Consider the following 15,481-nt stretch of genomic DNA (forward strand, 5'->3'; position numbering starts at 1 on the left):
GTTGCGGGTTCTGGTAATCAAGACCTCATCCCTGGGCGATGTGATTCATGCCTTGCCGGCGTTGACCGACGCGGCGCGGGCGATCCCGGGCATCCGTTTCGACTGGGTGGTGGAAGAAGGCTTCGCCGAAATTCCCACCTGGCACCCGGCGGTGGACAAGGTGATCCCGGTGGCGATTCGCCGCTGGCGCAAGAACCTCTGGCAGACCTTCAAGAGCGGCGAATGGCGGCGCTTCAAAAAGAGCGTGCAGTCGACCAAATATGACTTGGTAATCGACGCCCAGGGCTTGCTGAAAAGTGCCTGGCTGACCCGCTACGTGCGTGCTCCGGTGGCCGGCTTCGACAAGCAGTCGGCTCGTGAGCCGTTGGCCGCGCATTTCTATTCCCGGCGCCTGGCCGTGGCCCGTGGGCAGCATGCGGTGGAGCGGTTGCGCCAGTTGTTTGCCGTCGCCCTCGGTTATGACCTGCCAAAAGGCCTGGGCGATTACGGCCTCAGCGTCGACAAGCTGCTGGGCCTGCCGCCGAAAAAACCGTTTGTGCTGTTGCTGCACGGCACCACCTGGGACACCAAGCACTGGCCGGAAGCCTACTGGCGTGACCTGGCCGAACGCATGGACCGCTTTGGCGTGGACGTGAAATTGCCATGGGGCAATGCCACCGAAAAGGCCCGAGCGGAACGCCTGGCCAAAGGCCTGAAAAATGCCGAAGTGCTGCCCAAGCTGAACCTGGCGGGCGTGGCTCGGGTGCTGGCCAGTGCCAAGGCGTGTGTCGCGGTAGACACCGGCCTCGGCCACCTGGCAGCAGCGCTGGATGTGCCGACGATTTCGTTGTTCGGCCCGACCAATCCCGGCCTGACGGGCGCCTACGGCAAGGCGCAGATCCACCTGGCCAGCGACTTCCCGTGTGCACCGTGCCTGCAAAAGAAATGCACCTATCAACCGACCGCCGAAGACCAGCGCCGGTTTGATCTCAAGCGTGAGTGGCCACTGTGTTTCACTCGCCTGAACCCTGAGCGTGTCGCAACGCGATTAAGCACGTTGTTATTGGCTGGGGAACACTGATGCAACTGGCTTTTGTCCTCTACAAATACTTCCCCTTTGGTGGCCTGCAGCGTGACTTCATGCGCATTGCCCTGGAGTGCCAACAGCGCGGCCACCAAATTCGCGTCTACACCCTGATTTGGGAAGGGGATGTGCCGCCGGGCTTTGAAGTGCTGGTGGCGCCGGTCAAGGCGCTGTTCAATCACCGGCGCAATGAAAAACTCTATGCCTGGATCCAGGCCGACCTGGCCAAACGTCCGGTTGATCGGGTGGTGGGCTTCAACAAAATGCCGGGGCTGGACGTGTACTTTGCCGCCGACGGCGTGTTCGAAGACAAGGCGCAAAACCTGCGCAACCCGATGTACCGCTGGTTCGGCCGTTATCGGCATTTTGCCGAGTACGAGCGGGCGGTGTTCGACAAGGGCGCCAAGACCAAAATCCTGACGATCTCCCGGCAGCAGCAGCCGTTGTTTACCCAGTATTACGGCACCGAGCCTGCGCGCTTTCACCTGCTGCCGCCGGGCATTGCCCGCGACCGTCGCGCGCCGCCCAATGCTGCCGAGATTCGCGCCGAGTTTCGTCGCGAATTCGGCCTGGCCGACGACGATCTGCTATTGGTGCAGATCGGCTCGGGCTTCAAGACCAAGGGCGTCGACCGCAGCCTGAAGGCCGTGGCCGCACTGCCATCGAACTTGAAGAAACGTACCCGGCTATTTGTAATTGGCCAGGACGACCCCAAAGTATTCCAGTTGCAGAGTGCCGCATTGGGGCTGGGCGACCCGGTGCAGTTCTTCCAGGGGCGCAGCGATATCCCGCGTTTTCTGCTGGGGGCCGACCTGTTGATTCACCCTGCCTACAACGAGGCGGCCGGCAATGTGCTGATCGAAGCGGTGGTCGCCGGCCTCCCGGTGCTGGTGAGCAAGGTCTGCGGTTACGCGTTTTACATCAATGAGGCCCAAAGTGGCCGGGTGTTGGACGAACCGTTCGAGCAGGCCCAACTCAACCAGTACCTGGTGGACATGCTCGACGATCCACAAGCGCGCGCGGCCTGGAGCCGCAATGGTCTGGCCTTCGCTGAGACGGCCGACCTCTATAGCATGCCGCAGTACGCTGCGGACCTGATTCTGGCGGAGCCAAACCGATGAAGTTGATTCTTGCCGAACCGTTCAAGACCCTGTGGGCCGGGCGCGATGCGTTCGCCGAAGTCGAGAAGCTGGATGGCCAGGTGTACCGTGAACTGGATGCCCGCCGTACCTTGCGTACGGAAGTCGACGGCCACGGCTTTTTCGTGAAAATCCACCGGGGGATCGGCTGGGCCGAGATCCTCAAGAACCTGATCACTGCCAAGTTGCCGGTGTTGGGCGCAGGCCAGGAATGGCTGGCGATCCAGCGCTTGCAGGAAGTGGGCGTGCCTACCATGACGGCCGTGGCTTACGGCGAAAAGGGCAGCAACCCGGCGGACCAGCACTCGTTTATCGTCACTGAGGAACTGGCGCCGACCGTCAGCCTTGAAGACCTGAGCATGGACTGGGTCAAGCAGCCACCCGTGCCGGTTATCAAGCACGCATTGATCGCCGAAGTGGCGCGCATGACCGGCATGATGCACCGCGCCGGGGTTAACCATCGCGACTGCTACATCTGCCATTTCCTGCTGCACACCGACAAGCCGCTGGTGGCCGATGACTTCAAGCTGTCGGTAATCGACCTGCACCGTGCCCACGTGCGCTCGAAGATTCCGTTGCGCTGGCGCAACAAAGACCTGGCCGCGCTGTACTTCTCGGCGCTGGACATCGGTTTGACCCGGCGCGACAAATTGCGCTTTCTCAAGGGCTACTTCCAGCAGCCATTGCGCCAGATTCTTGCTGAAGAAGCCGCCTTGCTGGGCTGGCTGGAGCACAAGGCGGCCAAGCTTTACGACCGCAAGCAACGTTATGGGGATGCGCTCTGATGGCGGGTTGGAACCTGGAACCCGCTTACGCCGCCCTGGCGGATGACTTCGGTAGCCTGGACGCGGTATTCGCCCTGCAAGGCGAGCGGCTGACCCGTGACCCGCTGTCTGAAGTGATCCGTGTGGAGCGCGGCGGGGTCAATTATTACGTCAAGCGTTACGTCGGTGCCGGCAAGGGTTTGCGCCGCTACCTGGGCAAGCCTCGGGTCAAGTCCGAATGGCAGAACCTCAAGCGTTTCGCCAAGTGGGGCATCCCCACGGCCGACGTGATCGCCTGGGGCCTTGAACGCAAGGGCCTGGCTTATGATCGTGGGGCGATGATCACCCGTGAGCTGCCCAAGACCGAAGACCTGTCGGTGCTGGCTGAACGCAACGACCCGCGACTGTCTGACCCGGTGTGGGTCAACAACATCAGCCGCCAGCTCGCTGAATACACGCGCACCATGCACGAGCATCGGTTTACCCACAACGATTTGAAATGGCGCAACTTGCTGGTCGACGACCAGCAAAACCTGTACCTGATCGATTGCCCCAACGGCGATTTCTGGCGCGGGTTCTGGCTTAAATACCGCATCACCAAGGATCTGGCCTGCCTCGACAAGGTGGCCAAGTATCACCTGTCGGCCACACAGCGCCTGCGTTTCTACATGCAGTACCGTCAGCGCAAGCATCTGAGCGCGTCGGACAAACAGCGAATTCGCCACGTGGTGAAGTTTTTCGAGGGGCGAGAATGAGTGATTTCCTGGCGGCCGAAGATCGAGCATTGCTTGAGCGCAACGGCCTGGGCACCTTCGACGCGCTGTGGGCCAAGCAACTGGATGCAGTGGACGAGCCCAACACCAGTCGCGGCGGCTGGAGCAGCGTGTTTCGCCTCGAGCTGGAAGGCCAGGGCTACTACCTCAAGCGCCAGAGCAACTACCTGACGCGCACCTTGCACCGCCCGTTTGGCGAGCCGAGTTTTGCCCGCGAGTTTCGTAATATCAGCCGCTATCGGCAGCTGGGTATTCCGGCGTTGCAGGCGGCGTTTTTTGGTGAGCGCAAAGTGGCCGGCGAGCATCGTGCGATGCTGCTGACCCGGGCGCTGGACGGCTGGAATGACCTGGATTCGTTGCTGGAGCAGTGGTCTGAGTTGAGCGACCCACAGCAGCGGGCGATCCTGCTGGCCTGTGGTCAGCTTGCTCGTCAGTTGCACAGCGTGGGCCAGGTGCATGGCTGTTTTTACCCCAAGCATATTTTCCTGCAGGCCCGCGGCGACGGTTATGCGGCGCAGTTGATCGACCTGGAGAAAACCCGCCCGCTGTTGTTCGGCTGGCGTGACCGGGTCAAGGACCTGGAACCGCTGTTGCGCCGTGCGCCGCAGTGGTCGGACGATCAGGTTCGCCAACTGTTGGCGGCGTACCTGGAGCAGCCTGAAGACGGCGCATTGGTTGCCACTTGGCACCAGCGCCTGGTCGCCCGGCGCAGTCACAAGGAGAAGCGCTGATGCGTTTGTCCGAACTGAAAAAAGCCGGCCGTACGCCAAGCCTGCCCTTGAGCATCGAGTTAATGGACGCTGCCGGTCCGGGGCAGTTGCAGTTGTTCAGCCTGCTGCGGGTATTGCCCGGCCAGCGCTATGTTGGCGCAGCTGTATGGCGCGGTCGTCCGGTGCTGGCCAAGCTGCTGGTAGGCAGCAAGGCGGCGCGGCATTTTCAGCGTGAACTCAAGGGCGTGCGGTTGTTGGCCGAACAAGGCCTGACCACCCCGCTGTTGCTGGCCGATGGTCTGCAAGAGGGTGAGGGCGGCTGGTTGCTGTTCGAGTTCCTCGACGGCGCCGACAGCCTGGCAGATGCCTGGCACGCCGTTGAAGGCTTGCCACCGCTGGCCGCCGAGCAAGAAGCGGTGCTCGCCGAAGCGCTGGGCGCGATTGCACTGATGCATGCCAAGGGCCTGTGGCAGGAAGACCTGCACCTGGACAACCTGCTGCGTCAGGGCGGCAAATTGTATTTGATCGATGGTGCCGGGATCTGTGTTGAGGAGGCGGGCAAGCCGCTGTCGCGCAACCGCGTGCTGGAAAACCTCGGGGTGTTTTTCGCGCAACTGCCGAAGAACCTCGAGCCGTTTACCGAAGAGTTACTGGTGCATTACCTGCTGGCCAACGGTGAGCACGCGCTGCCGCTGGAAGCATTGCAAAAGCAGGTGCGCAAAGTCAGCGTCTGGCGTTTGAAAGACTTCCTGGGCAAGGTGGGCCGTGAGTGCACGCTGTTCAGCGTGATACGTGGGCCGTTTGCCCTGCGCGCGATTCGTCGCGAGGAAGAGGCCGCGATGCTGCCAGTGCTGGAACAGGCTGACGCGTTGCTCGACCAGGGCCACCTGTACAAAACCGGCGGGGCTGCCAGCGTCGCCAAGGTCGAGGTGGCCGGTCGGCCGCTGGTGATCAAGCGCTACAACGTCAAGGGTTTCGCCCATTGGCTCAAGCGCTTCTGGCGGCCGAGCCGGGCCTGGCATTCGTGGCGTGAAGGCAATCGCCTGGCGTTCCTGGGCATCGCCACGCCCAAGCCGCTGGCCTTGCTGGAAAAACGCTTCCTGTGGCTGCGCAGCCGGGCTTACCTGGTGACCGAGTACTTGCCTGGGCCGGATATCATCGAGCGGTTTGCGCCGTATGTTGAAAGCGGCGAGGCGCCCGAGGCTGAGTTGCTGGCCCTTGATTACCTGTTTGCAGAGCTGATTCGCGAGCGCATCAGTCATGGGGATTTCAAGGGGCATAACCTGTTCTGGCATGAGGACCGCTGGGCGCTGATCGACCTGGATTCGATGTGCCAGCACGGCTCCTTGAGCAGCTTCGCCCCGGCCTATGCCAAGGACCGGGCGCGGTTCATGCGCAACTGGCCCGAGAGCAGTGCGTTGTATCAAGTGATTGACCAGCGGCTGCCAAGGGCGGTGAGTGGGGTAAATAGTTAGTCGGGTTGGGCTGATGACGCGCGGTAGGCTTCCAACGACTCATAGGTTCATTTGGAGATCTACCCATGCGCTTGAATACCCCTGTTGGCGTCAGCCATCACGTTGTTGCCCCGACCCACAGTCGCCCGAAACGCGAGGCCGCCCTCGAGCCGCAGCCTGTCGTGGCACCGGCCCCCGATACCGATGTCAGCCGCACCGACCTGAACAGGCAGCAACCGACGAGTCGCAAAGGTACGCGACAGACTGGAAACCTGCGTTTCTGAGCTTAAAAGCTGTACTCGGCGCCGGCCCCTGCATACCACGAGCGGCCCGGCGCCGCCTCGTAATACCGAGCGTTCCCGTCCCCGACAATCACTGACCCTACGTACTGGCGATCGAGCAGGTTATCCAGGCGCAAGGTCTGGTGAAACGTCCAGTGCTCCACCTTCTGTTCAAACCGTGCGCGCCAATTGAATACGCTGTAGCCCGGTGCCGCGTGTTGCTGGTTGGTGTCTTCGACGTAGACCTTGCTGCGGTACATGCCTTCCAGGGCGGTGCTGACCCAGTCCCGGGGTTTCCAGTTGAGCTCGGCGAACAGCGTGGTTTGCGGGACGCCGGGCAGGTAGTTGCCCTTGTCCACGGGTTTGCCGCCGCCGATGAAGTCGCTGTCGTAGGTGGCTTGCAGGCGGGTGTAGGCGACGTTGGTACTCCATTGCTCGTTGAGCTGGCTTTCGATGCCCAGTTCGAAGCCGCGGCGCAGGGTGCGGCCGGCGTTTTGGTAAGTGGTGCGTCCGTCTTTGGATGACAGGACCACCAATTCATCCTCGGTGGTAATTTGGAACAGAGCCGCATTGACGCGCGTATCCTGACCCAGTCGCGCCTTCAGTCCAACTTCAAATTGCTTGCTGACCGACGGTTTGAGGGCAAAGTTGAAGCCATTGGATGTCGTCGAGTAGGCCGACTCTGCCTGGGTTGGTGTTTCAAAGCCCTTGCCGGCGCTTACGTAGCCATGGAGGTCGGGTGTGAAGGCGTACATCACGCTGACCGATGGCGTGTTCTTCTGGTAAGTCTTGTTGCCGCTGTCGTTGCCGTCGCTCAGGAAGTGGTCGTCCACGTCCATTTTCATGGTGCTGTGGCGCAGCCCTGCTTGCAGCGTCCAGTCGCCCAGCAGCCAGTTGGCCTGGACGAATGGGTCGAGGCTGGTAGCGGTGTCGATTTCGTCACGGCCCAGGGCACCTTTCACACCGTGTTCGCCGTTGAGCGTGTTGGAATAGCCTTGGCGGTCGTCCTGGCTGCGGTCGTAATCAAGGCCGGTAATAACGGTTAGGTCGCCCGGTGCACTCGACACAGGCTGTAGCCAATGGACTGAGCCTCCATAGAACTTCCGGTCAAAGTCCACAACGCCGCCGCGCTTGTCTGGCGCTGTGCCGCCGGGAATCGACAAATACTGAATCACACTCCGCCGCCCGGTATAGCCATTCACCTGCAGCGTGGCATCGCCAAAGTACCGCTCGTAATTCATCCCCACTTGTTGGTGGTCGATGCTTTTGCGGGTGTTGTAAATCTCGGCGGCGCTGCTGACCGAGCGCGGGTCGGCCTTGTACGCATCCCACGCCTGGCCCAGTGGGTCCTGGGTGCCGTTTTGCTCCAGGCTGCTGTAGATCAGCGCGAGTTTGCTGTCCTCGTCCGGCTCGAAGTTGAGCTTGGCAAAGGTCTGGTCGCGGCGGGCGCTGCTATGGTCACGATAGCCATCGGTGTCCATGCGCGAGGCGTCCAGCACGAAGCCTGCGCCGTTTGCCGCGCCCTCCGCGGTCAGGTGGTTTTTGCTCAAGCCGTCACTGCCCACCAGCGTCTCGGCGCCGATGCGCGGCGGGCCTTCGCCATTGCGGGAAAACATCTGGATCACGCCGCCCGCATTGCTGCCATACAGCGTCGCAGCCGGGCCGCGCAGGACTTCGATGCGCTCGGCGGTGTCGAGGTTGAACGTCGCTGCCTGGCCCTGGCCGTCCGGGGTGCTGGCGGGGATGCCGTCGGCTATCAGCTTGATGCCGCGTACACCAAACGCTGAACGTGCGCCGAAGCCGCGGGATGAAATCTGCAAGTCCTGGGCATAGTTCTGGCGATTCTGAACCACCAGCCCCGGGACCCGAGACAGCGCTTCGGAGGCGTTGATGCCCAGTTGGCCGTCGCTGATTTGCTCGCGGCTGATGCTGTCCACCGAGTAAGGCAGGTCAAATGACGGGCTGGCGCTGCGCGAACCAGTGACCACGCTGGGGTCGAGCACCAGCGGTGCTTCGTCGGCCTGGGTGGCGGTACACAGGCCGAACAGGCCGGGGAGCAACAGGGCGAAGCGGGTGGGAGCAACAACTTTCATGAGTAAACCAACATCCATGACGCACAAAAGTGCGCGAGTTTAACGATTCGGTCAGCTTTTACCATTTCGGAATCCTCCTACATGGCCCAGCGGTGCATGGGGGCTGGGTCGCCAACGGGGCCGATGTTAGCGTTGCTGACCATTCAGAGGGCTCGCCATGACACTAAGACTGACGGCTGCACTTGGCATCGCTTTAGTGACAGTGAGCGGCTGCGGGTCGCTCAATACTGTCGTGCGCGAAGACGCGGCAGCAGCACGTGAGCTCAGGAAGCAAAAAACCTACTGCCAGTCCATTCCTCGTGTCTACAGTGGTGTCGCCTTTGATTTTTGCCTGTTGCATGCCGCGCCGGATCCCACCGGCATACTGGTGCCGTTCGTTCTGTTGGATATAACGGTTTCGGGCATTGTTGATACAGTGGTGCTGCCTTATACGGTCTATAGGCAAAGTACTGACGGCAACATCAGTATTTACTGGCGACCCGGTGCATGAGCATTGGGTGAATGCCCACACTTATGCCAAATGGAGTTGTCCATGAGTCTCGCAACCAACGTCCTTCTCGCCGTGCTTCTGGTATCCGTTGCGGGTTGCGGCACGATCAACACCGTCTTTCGCCCGGACGCGGTTGCCAGCCAGAACCTCAAGGAATCGCGCAGTTATTGTGAAAACGTGCCGCGTATCTACAGTGGGGTGATCTACGGTTTTTGCACATTGAACGGCGCCCCCGACACCACCAAGGAGCACACGCGCGATGCCTCCGGCTCCTTGCCGATCTTCGCCGCCGAACTTGTGGGCTCCGGCTTGCTCGACACCCTCGTGCTGCCCTACACCGTCTACCGCCAGAACAAGGACGGCAGTATCGAGATCTTCCGCTAGCCTCGCAGTGACAACCGGTCGCCACAATCCCTAGATCATCCGGCCGCGTGTTTACGCTATAATCTCGCCCTTTAGCTGTTTCTTGCCCCGGCGAGGAGCACACTTTTTTCAGGCGTGACGCGCCTGCATGCAGACTAAAAGAGGCTAGACCCCTGTGGCATTGACGATTCTTGGCCTGTCCGGCGCCCTTAGCCATGATCCTTCCGCAGCCTTGTATATCGACGGCAAGCTGATCGCGGCCGCCGAAGAAGAGCGCTTCGTACGCGACAAACATGCAAAGAACCGCATGCCCTACGAGTCGGCGAAGTTCTGCCTGGAACAAGCCGGTATCAAGCCTTCCGACGTTGACGTGGTAGCGATTCCGTTCGCCCCCATCAGCCTGTTCGGCGAGGCCCGCTGGCACTATGCCAAGCGTTACTGGTATGCCCCGGACCGCGCCCTCGACGCGATTCTGATGGGCAACCGTCGCTACAAGCGCTATCGCAACAAGATCGTCTGGTGCCTGGAGCAGTTGGGTTTCGATCCGAAGAAAATCAAGATCGAACCGGTTGAACACCACCTGGCCCACGCTTCCAGTGCCTATCACTGCTCGGGCTTCCAGGAGAAGACCGCGATCCTGGGGATCGACGGCAAGGGTGAGTACGCCACCACGTTCTTCGGCTACGGTGAAAACGGCAAGATCCACAAGATCAAGGAATTCTACGACCCGGACTCCCTGGGCGGCCTGTACGGTGCAATCACCGAGTTCCTCGGTTTCGAGATGCTCGACGGTGAGTTCAAGGTCATGGGCATGGCGCCGTATGGCGATGCCAGCAAGTACGATTTCTCGCGTTTGGCCTCCTTCGAAAACGGCGAGTTGGTGATCAACACCGACTACGCCAACGTCATCGGCCTGCGCCGCTACAAAGAGAAGGGCAAGGGTTTCTACTTCTCGCCGAAACTGATCGAGTGGCTGGGGCCCAAGCGCGAAGGCGACATCGCCGACGAGCCTTACATCCACTACGCGGCCAGCATGCAGGCGCTGTTCGAGAAGCTGGCGTTGCAGATGATCGACCATTACCTGGGCGATATTCTCAAAGATACCGGCAAGCTGGCCTTCGCCGGCGGCTGTGCGCTGAACGTCAAGCTGAACCAGAAGATCATTGCCCGTGACGACGTCAAGGAGCTGTTCGTGCAGCCGGCGTCCGGCGATGCCGGTACGGCGGTCGGTGCGGCAGCCTACGTGTCCCACGCCCGTGGGGTGCCGGTAGAGAAGATGGAACACGTCTATCTCGGCCCGTCCTACAGCAACGAAGACGTGATTGCCGCATGTGCCAAGCATGCGAGCAAGCCGGTATGGCGCCAGATCGAAAATACCCCGAAGCGCATCGCCAAGATCATGGTCGATGGCAACCCGGTGGCCTGGTTCCAGGGCCGCATGGAGTTTGGTCCGCGCGCCCTGGGCGGTCGTTCGATCATCGGTTGCCCGAGCGCCACTGGCGTGGCTGACCGCATCAACCACCAGATCAAGTTCCGCGAGCGCTGGAGGCCTTTCTGCCCGTCGATGCTCGACACCGTGGCCCCGCAGATGATCAAGGTCGATCACCCGGCGCCGTTCATGACCTTCACTTTTGAAGTGTCGGAGGAGTGGAAAACCCGCGTGCCGGAAGTAGTCCATGAAGATGGCACCTCCCGCGCCCAGGTGCTCAAGCGCGAATACAACCCGCGTTACTACGACATGATGAAAGAGCTGGAAGTGCTGACCGGCAACGGCGTGTCGCTGAACACCTCGCTCAACCGTCGTGGCGAAGCGATGATCTGCTCGCCGACCGACGCGCTGAACATGTTCTTCGGCTCCGACCTGCAGTACTTGATCATGGAAGACATCCTGGTGGTCAAGGACGGCGTAGACCCTTATGACGCTGTGGTTTAAATGCTGAACCGCTTCCAGGGCTGGCGTGAACGTGGCTGGACGCCTGTCGAGGCCGAGGTTTACGCCCAGGCCTGGCAGCGTTTTGGCGGTAGCGTGGCGACTCATCCGCAGATCGTCGAGCGGCTGGCGCACCTGGCGCAGATTCCGGTGCGTTACCTGGGCTGGGAGCAGGACGGCGAGCTGAAAGGGGCGATTGCCACCTGGGGGCGCGACCTGGCCCTGTCCAAGGACGTGCTCAAGCGCAAAGGCAAAAAAGGCCTGTTCGATCTGGGTAACGCCGAGATCATCCTGCCGATTGCCGCCGATGCGCAGCTTCCTGTGCGCCATCGGGCGCGTTATCTGTCGGCGCTGAATGAAGGGCGCGTGAGCACCCTCAAGCCCCAGGCCGAGCAGTTGGCCATGGCGCGCACACCGGAAGAACTGTCGAAAAAGTTTCGCTATAACCAGCGCCGCGAACTGCGCTTGCTGGAAGAGGCGGGCGGCGTGGCGCGGGCGGTCAGTGAGTTTTCCAGCAGCGAACTGGCAGCGATTTATTGCGACCTGTTCCAGCGGCGCTGGGGTTTCCCGGCAGCGGGTGCTGAACGTCTGGCTGAGGTGCTTGAGCTGCTCAAGGAATTCCTGTTCGGCTCGGTGCTGTTTCTCAATGACGCCGCGATTGCCGTGCAACTGGTGTATCAGGTGCAGGCGCCGGCGTGGGTCAGTGCCGAGTACGTCAACGGCGGTGTCGACCCTGAAACCAAGGCATTCAGTCCCGGCAGCGTGCTGAGTTTCCTCAATACCCAAAGTGCCTGGGAGCAGGCGCGGGCGAGCGACAAGCCCCTGCGTTTCTCATTTGGGCGTTCCGATCGCGAATACAAGGAGCGCTGGTGCAACCCGGTGCCGGTGTTCAGCGTATGAGCCGCAAGCAGCAATTGCTCAAGCAGCATCGACGCAACAAGCGTATTGCGTTGTTGGTTGGCCTGTTGTTGCTGGTGGCTGTCGGTGTGCTGGTGGCCTGGTGGTTGCCGCTGATCCTTGCGGTAGTGCTGTGGGCCGCGCATGAAGCCTGGTTTGCCGACCACCTGTTCTACTCGCCTAAAGACGACTATGAATACGCGTTTCCCGAGGGCAGCGAGTGCGCGGGCCTGCGTCTTGACGCCGGGCGGCTGGTGTTGGACACGCCCTTGGCGGGAGATGAAACCCTGATCGTCGGCATTGAGCTCAAGAGTTCCTGGCTCGGACGCTTTCTGGACCCTGCGGTAGAGTTGCTGGGCCTGGATACGCCGGACCTGCAAGTCTTCGAGCGTGGTGTCGCAGGCCGGCGCTACCTCAACCTGACCGGCGCGGGCGCAGCATTGGCCAGCGGAAAGCTGCGCTTGCGCGGGCGCTTTTGCCGGATCAAGGGGCAGCCGACGCTATGGGTATTCCGCCAGCCGGATTACCGTCGCCAGCGTGTGATGGTGATCGCGCCCCATGCCGATGATGCCGAGTTGGCCGCATTCAGCCTTTACAGCCAGGCCGATGAGAGCTGGATCGTCACCCTTACGGCGGGCGAAATCGAAGCCGATCATTATCAACAAATGGGCATGCCCAAGGCCGATGCTGCACGGATCAAAGGCCGCCTGCGTGCCTGGGACAGCGTCACCGTGCCGCGTTGGGCGGGTGTGCCCGAGGCGCAGTGCGTGCAATTGGGCTACTTCTGCATGCAACTTCCGGCGATGCAGGCCGCGCCGGACCAGCCCCAGGTGTCCCGGGAAGCACAGCTGGACGATACGCGGCTGTTTCGCCAGTTCAATACCCTGGCCTTGCCCGGGGATGTGGACGGCGCGCCGACCTGGAACAACCTGATTGCTGACCTGCGTGCACTGCTGCTCAAGGCGCGCCCGCAGGTGATTGTGTTGCCAACGCCGCTGCTGGATCCGCACCCGGATCACATCTGCGCGCACGCCGCGATTCTCCAGGCCCTGCAAGGCCTGGAATGGCAGCCGGGTACGTTGCTCGGTTATGCCAATCACTTGCATGATAACGACCGCTGGCCCATGGGTGACTCGGGTGCGGGTGTGGCCCTGCCGCCGCGGTTCGACGCCACGCTTGAGCTGGTCCCGTGCAGCTTGCCACTGACGTTGAGCCAGCAGCAGGACAAGGCCATGGCGCTGGGCATGATGCACGACTTGCAGCCGCGCGCGCCGTTCAAGCGCCGCGTGCGCAGGTGGTTGCAGCAATTACTGGCGGGCCGTAGTCCATCGCCTTACGGAGAGAATGAGTTCTTCCGCAAGGCGGTGCGCCGTCATGAGTTGCTCTGGGTTTTAAAGCAGGACTGAGACCTTATTGAAGGCAGGCTTGCAGCGCTTGCCGACCCTTTTTCGCCGGGCTGCGTGCCCGCAGCCAGATTGCAGCATGGAGAGTTATGAAGCCTCGTTTCAAGGTTTTGCAGTTACAGCCGGACTACAACGTCAAGACCCACGACTTCGCCGACCTCGGCGAGCAGATCGTCAAGGCCTTGCCGGCTGAACGTTTCGAGGTCACATCCGGGTTCCTCAGCGGCCGTCCGCTGCCCGGCCAGCCCTTGAGCGTGGCTGAACACTCCCATTACTTCGAGTTGCCGGAAAAGTCCCTCAAGGGCATTCGTTTCGGCGCCATGTGGCAGATCTACAAGTACTGCCGCGAGCAGAAATTCGACGTGGTCATCTGTAACCGCTTCAAGTCGGTGAACATGATGCTGTCCCTCAACCGCTGGTTGAAGATCCCTCTGTGCATCGGCATCTCCCACGGCTTTGGCGAGTACGCCCGTGGGTATCGCCGACGCCAGACGCAAAAGTGGGTCAGCCCGGCGTGGCGGTTTGTCGGAGTGTCGGCAGCGGTGAAGGATTACCTGGTAGACCTCAATTGCGGGTTCACCCGGGAAAACACCACCTTTGTCACCAACGCGATCGACATACCCCAGGCCGAAGCCTTGCAGTTGCCGCGTGATGAAGCGCGCAAGGCCCTGGGCTTGCCGCTGGATGCGCGGATGATTGGCGCCCTGGGCCGCCTGGTGCCGATCAAGGGCCACACCCATTTGCTGCAAGCCTTCGCTACCCTCAAGGACAAATACCCTGAGGCTCAGGTGGGAATCATCGGCTCCGGCCGCGCCGAAGCCGACCTGCGTGCCGACATCGAGCGCCTGGGCCTGACGGGCCGCGCGCACCTGCTGGGCTTTCGTGAAGATGGCATGAAGTACGTACGAGGCTTTGATATTTGGACCATGCCTTCTCTGTTCGAAGGCCTGGGCCTGGCGCTGCTGGAAGGCATGAGCGGGCATCTGCCGGTCATTGCCTCTAACGGCCCGGCAATGTTGCCGCTGGTAGAGGGGGCAGGCGGCCTGTCCCATGACCCGGGCAATGTCGAGCAGTTGGCGGCGGCGCTGGACACCTACCTGGCACTGAGTGACGAAGACTTGCGCGCCAAGGGCGAGCAAGTGTTCCGCTACCTGGAAGCAAACCACACCCTGGACGAGTTCCGGCACAAGTATTTGAACCTGATCGAAACCGGTCTGCGGGAAGTAGGTAAAGCATGAGTCAGCAACAACCCCTGGTCAGTGTGATCATTGCGTCGTACAACCACGGCCCGTACATCGAACAGAGCATCCTCAGTGTGCTCGGCCAGACCTACCCGAACATCGAACTGCTGGTGGTGGACGATGGTTCCAAGGATGACAGCGTGGAGCGCATCCAGCGTCTGCAGGCCGAACACGGTTTTGATTTCCAGGTGCAGCAGAACCAGGGCCTGACCAGGACCCTAAATGGCGCCGTGGCCCGGGCCAAGGGCAGCCTGATCGCGCCACTGGGTTCTGATGACATCATGTTGGCGGACCGTATCGCCGCTCAGGTTGCTTATCTGGAAGACAAGCCCAAGGTCGGCATCTGCGCCGGTAACATCGAGCTGATCGATGGTGACGGCAAGCCGTATCCGGAAAAGAAGCAACGTCGCGACCTGCCGTTTCGCAGCCTGGATTTCGACGACCTGTTCCTGGACCGCAAACCCTTCCCGCCGGCACCGACGCTGATGATTCGCCGGCATGCGTTGGAGGAGGTAGGTGGGTTCGACCCGCAGATCCCCCTGGAAGACTTGCTGATCGAACTGAAGATCACCCACGCCGGCTACACCATCGACGTGTTGAACAAGGTGATGGCGCAATATCGTCAGCACTCGACCAACACGTACAAGAATCATCGCTACATGATTCAGAACATCCTCAAGTCCTACGCGTTGTTCAGCGATCACCCGGCCTATGATCAGGTTCGCTTCAACTTCCTGAACTCGATGTTCCTCAAGACCGCCGACCGCGACCGCCCACTGGCGCGGGAGATCCTCAAGCAGGTTCCCTTGAAGTTCTGGGGTCGCAAGACCTTGCGGGGGTTGGTGCGGTTGTACCTGACGCCTCAGCGCACTGCCTAGCG

General features: G+C 61.3%; 14 protein-coding genes. 13 read left to right on the top strand and 1 reads right to left on the bottom strand.

The features are described from left to right. The first annotated feature begins 1 nt into the window (after window position 1). Genes waaC through RGV33_RS02350 form a run of 6 tightly spaced genes read left to right on the top strand, consistent with a single transcriptional unit; the run spans window position 2 to window position 5,924 of the window. A complete protein-coding gene (waaC, locus tag RGV33_RS02325; RefSeq protein WP_322142946.1) occupies window positions 2-1,060 on the top strand; it encodes a lipopolysaccharide heptosyltransferase I in 1,059 nt (352 codons plus the stop codon). Next, window positions 1,060-2,184, top strand: coding sequence for a glycosyltransferase family 4 protein (locus tag RGV33_RS02330; RefSeq protein WP_322142947.1), 1,125 nt, complete (start codon window positions 1,060-1,062; stop codon window positions 2,182-2,184). The genes waaC and RGV33_RS02330 overlap by 1 nt, the downstream gene beginning before the upstream one ends. After that, the gene (gene rfaP / locus RGV33_RS02335) at window positions 2,181-2,987 is read left to right on the top strand and encodes a lipopolysaccharide core heptose(I) kinase RfaP (protein ID WP_322142948.1); all 807 of its coding nucleotides are present in this window, start codon (window positions 2,181-2,183) and stop codon (window positions 2,985-2,987) included. Before RGV33_RS02330 ends, rfaP begins: the two co-directional genes overlap by 4 nt. Beyond that, window positions 2,987-3,721 (top strand): lipopolysaccharide kinase InaA family protein, encoded by a 735-nt coding sequence (locus tag RGV33_RS02340; protein ID WP_322142949.1) that lies wholly within the window; start codon window positions 2,987-2,989, stop codon window positions 3,719-3,721. Before rfaP ends, RGV33_RS02340 begins: the two co-directional genes overlap by 1 nt. Beyond that, window positions 3,718-4,470 (top strand): lipopolysaccharide kinase InaA family protein, encoded by a 753-nt coding sequence (locus tag RGV33_RS02345; RefSeq protein WP_322142950.1) that lies wholly within the window; start codon window positions 3,718-3,720, stop codon window positions 4,468-4,470. The genes RGV33_RS02340 and RGV33_RS02345 overlap by 4 nt, the downstream gene beginning before the upstream one ends. After that, window positions 4,470-5,924, top strand: a complete 1,455-nt coding sequence (locus RGV33_RS02350; RefSeq protein WP_322142951.1) for a lipopolysaccharide kinase InaA family protein — start codon at window positions 4,470-4,472, stop codon at window positions 5,922-5,924. Before RGV33_RS02345 ends, RGV33_RS02350 begins: the two co-directional genes overlap by 1 nt. 265 nt (window positions 5,925-6,189) lie before the next feature. Here the strand turns inward: RGV33_RS02350 and RGV33_RS02355 are convergent, their stop codons facing one another. After that, a complete protein-coding gene (locus RGV33_RS02355) occupies window positions 6,190-8,277 on the bottom strand; it encodes a TonB-dependent receptor (protein WP_322142952.1) in 2,088 nt (695 codons plus the stop codon). Window positions 8,278-8,434: 157 nt separating this feature from the next. On the opposite strand from RGV33_RS02355, the gene RGV33_RS02360 reads away from it, so the two are divergent. From RGV33_RS02360 to RGV33_RS02390, 7 genes are all read left to right on the top strand, one after another. After that, on the top strand, window positions 8,435-8,767 hold the full coding sequence (locus RGV33_RS02360) for a YceK/YidQ family lipoprotein (RefSeq protein WP_322142953.1): 333 nt from the start codon (window positions 8,435-8,437) through the stop codon (window positions 8,765-8,767). Window positions 8,768-8,809: 42 nt separating this feature from the next. Beyond that, window positions 8,810-9,151, top strand: coding sequence for a YceK/YidQ family lipoprotein (locus RGV33_RS02365; RefSeq protein ID WP_416152055.1), 342 nt, complete (start codon window positions 8,810-8,812; stop codon window positions 9,149-9,151). A gap of 154 nt (window positions 9,152-9,305) precedes the next feature. Beyond that, entirely contained in the window at window positions 9,306-11,063 is a 1,758-nt protein-coding gene (locus tag RGV33_RS02370) for a carbamoyltransferase (protein ID WP_322142955.1), read from the top strand. Then, on the top strand, window positions 11,064-11,960 hold the full coding sequence (locus RGV33_RS02375; RefSeq protein ID WP_322142956.1) for a GNAT family N-acetyltransferase: 897 nt from the start codon (window positions 11,064-11,066) through the stop codon (window positions 11,958-11,960). Continuing rightward, entirely contained in the window at window positions 11,957-13,363 is a 1,407-nt protein-coding gene (locus RGV33_RS02380; protein WP_322142957.1) for a PIG-L deacetylase family protein, read from the top strand. The genes RGV33_RS02375 and RGV33_RS02380 overlap by 4 nt, the downstream gene beginning before the upstream one ends. Before the next feature lie 86 nt (window positions 13,364-13,449). Beyond that, the gene (locus tag RGV33_RS02385) at window positions 13,450-14,598 is read left to right on the top strand and encodes a glycosyltransferase family 4 protein (RefSeq protein ID WP_322142958.1); all 1,149 of its coding nucleotides are present in this window, start codon (window positions 13,450-13,452) and stop codon (window positions 14,596-14,598) included. Beyond that, window positions 14,595-15,479, top strand: a complete 885-nt coding sequence (locus tag RGV33_RS02390) for a glycosyltransferase (RefSeq protein WP_322142959.1) — start codon at window positions 14,595-14,597, stop codon at window positions 15,477-15,479. The genes RGV33_RS02385 and RGV33_RS02390 overlap by 4 nt, the downstream gene beginning before the upstream one ends. Window positions 15,480-15,481: the final 2 nt, after the last annotated feature.

The sequence above is a fragment of the Pseudomonas sp. Bout1 genome, assembly GCF_034314165.1.
Classification (GTDB): domain Bacteria; phylum Pseudomonadota; class Gammaproteobacteria; order Pseudomonadales; family Pseudomonadaceae; genus Aquipseudomonas.

Excerpts from the sequence above, each read along its gene's own strand:
- RGV33_RS02330 (WP_322142947.1), top strand. The coding sequence starts at position 1,060 with ATGCAACTGGCTTTTGTCCTCTACAAATACTTCCCCTTTGGTGGCCTG.
- rfaP (WP_322142948.1), top strand. The coding sequence starts at position 2,181 with ATGAAGTTGATTCTTGCCGAACCGTTCAAGACCCTGTGGGCCGGGCGC.
- RGV33_RS02340 (WP_322142949.1), top strand. The coding sequence starts at position 2,987 with ATGGCGGGTTGGAACCTGGAACCCGCTTACGCCGCCCTGGCGGATGAC.
- RGV33_RS02345 (WP_322142950.1), top strand. The coding sequence starts at position 3,718 with ATGAGTGATTTCCTGGCGGCCGAAGATCGAGCATTGCTTGAGCGCAAC.
- RGV33_RS02350 (WP_322142951.1), top strand. The coding sequence starts at position 4,470 with ATGCGTTTGTCCGAACTGAAAAAAGCCGGCCGTACGCCAAGCCTGCCC.
- RGV33_RS02355 (WP_322142952.1), bottom strand. The coding sequence starts at position 8,277 with ATGAAAGTTGTTGCTCCCACCCGCTTCGCCCTGTTGCTCCCCGGCCTG.
- RGV33_RS02360 (WP_322142953.1), top strand. The coding sequence starts at position 8,435 with ATGACACTAAGACTGACGGCTGCACTTGGCATCGCTTTAGTGACAGTG.
- RGV33_RS02365 (WP_416152055.1), top strand. The coding sequence starts at position 8,810 with ATGAGTCTCGCAACCAACGTCCTTCTCGCCGTGCTTCTGGTATCCGTT.
- RGV33_RS02375 (WP_322142956.1), top strand. The coding sequence starts at position 11,064 with ATGCTGAACCGCTTCCAGGGCTGGCGTGAACGTGGCTGGACGCCTGTC.
- RGV33_RS02380 (WP_322142957.1), top strand. The coding sequence starts at position 11,957 with ATGAGCCGCAAGCAGCAATTGCTCAAGCAGCATCGACGCAACAAGCGT.
- RGV33_RS02385 (WP_322142958.1), top strand. The coding sequence starts at position 13,450 with ATGAAGCCTCGTTTCAAGGTTTTGCAGTTACAGCCGGACTACAACGTC.
- RGV33_RS02390 (WP_322142959.1), top strand. The coding sequence starts at position 14,595 with ATGAGTCAGCAACAACCCCTGGTCAGTGTGATCATTGCGTCGTACAAC.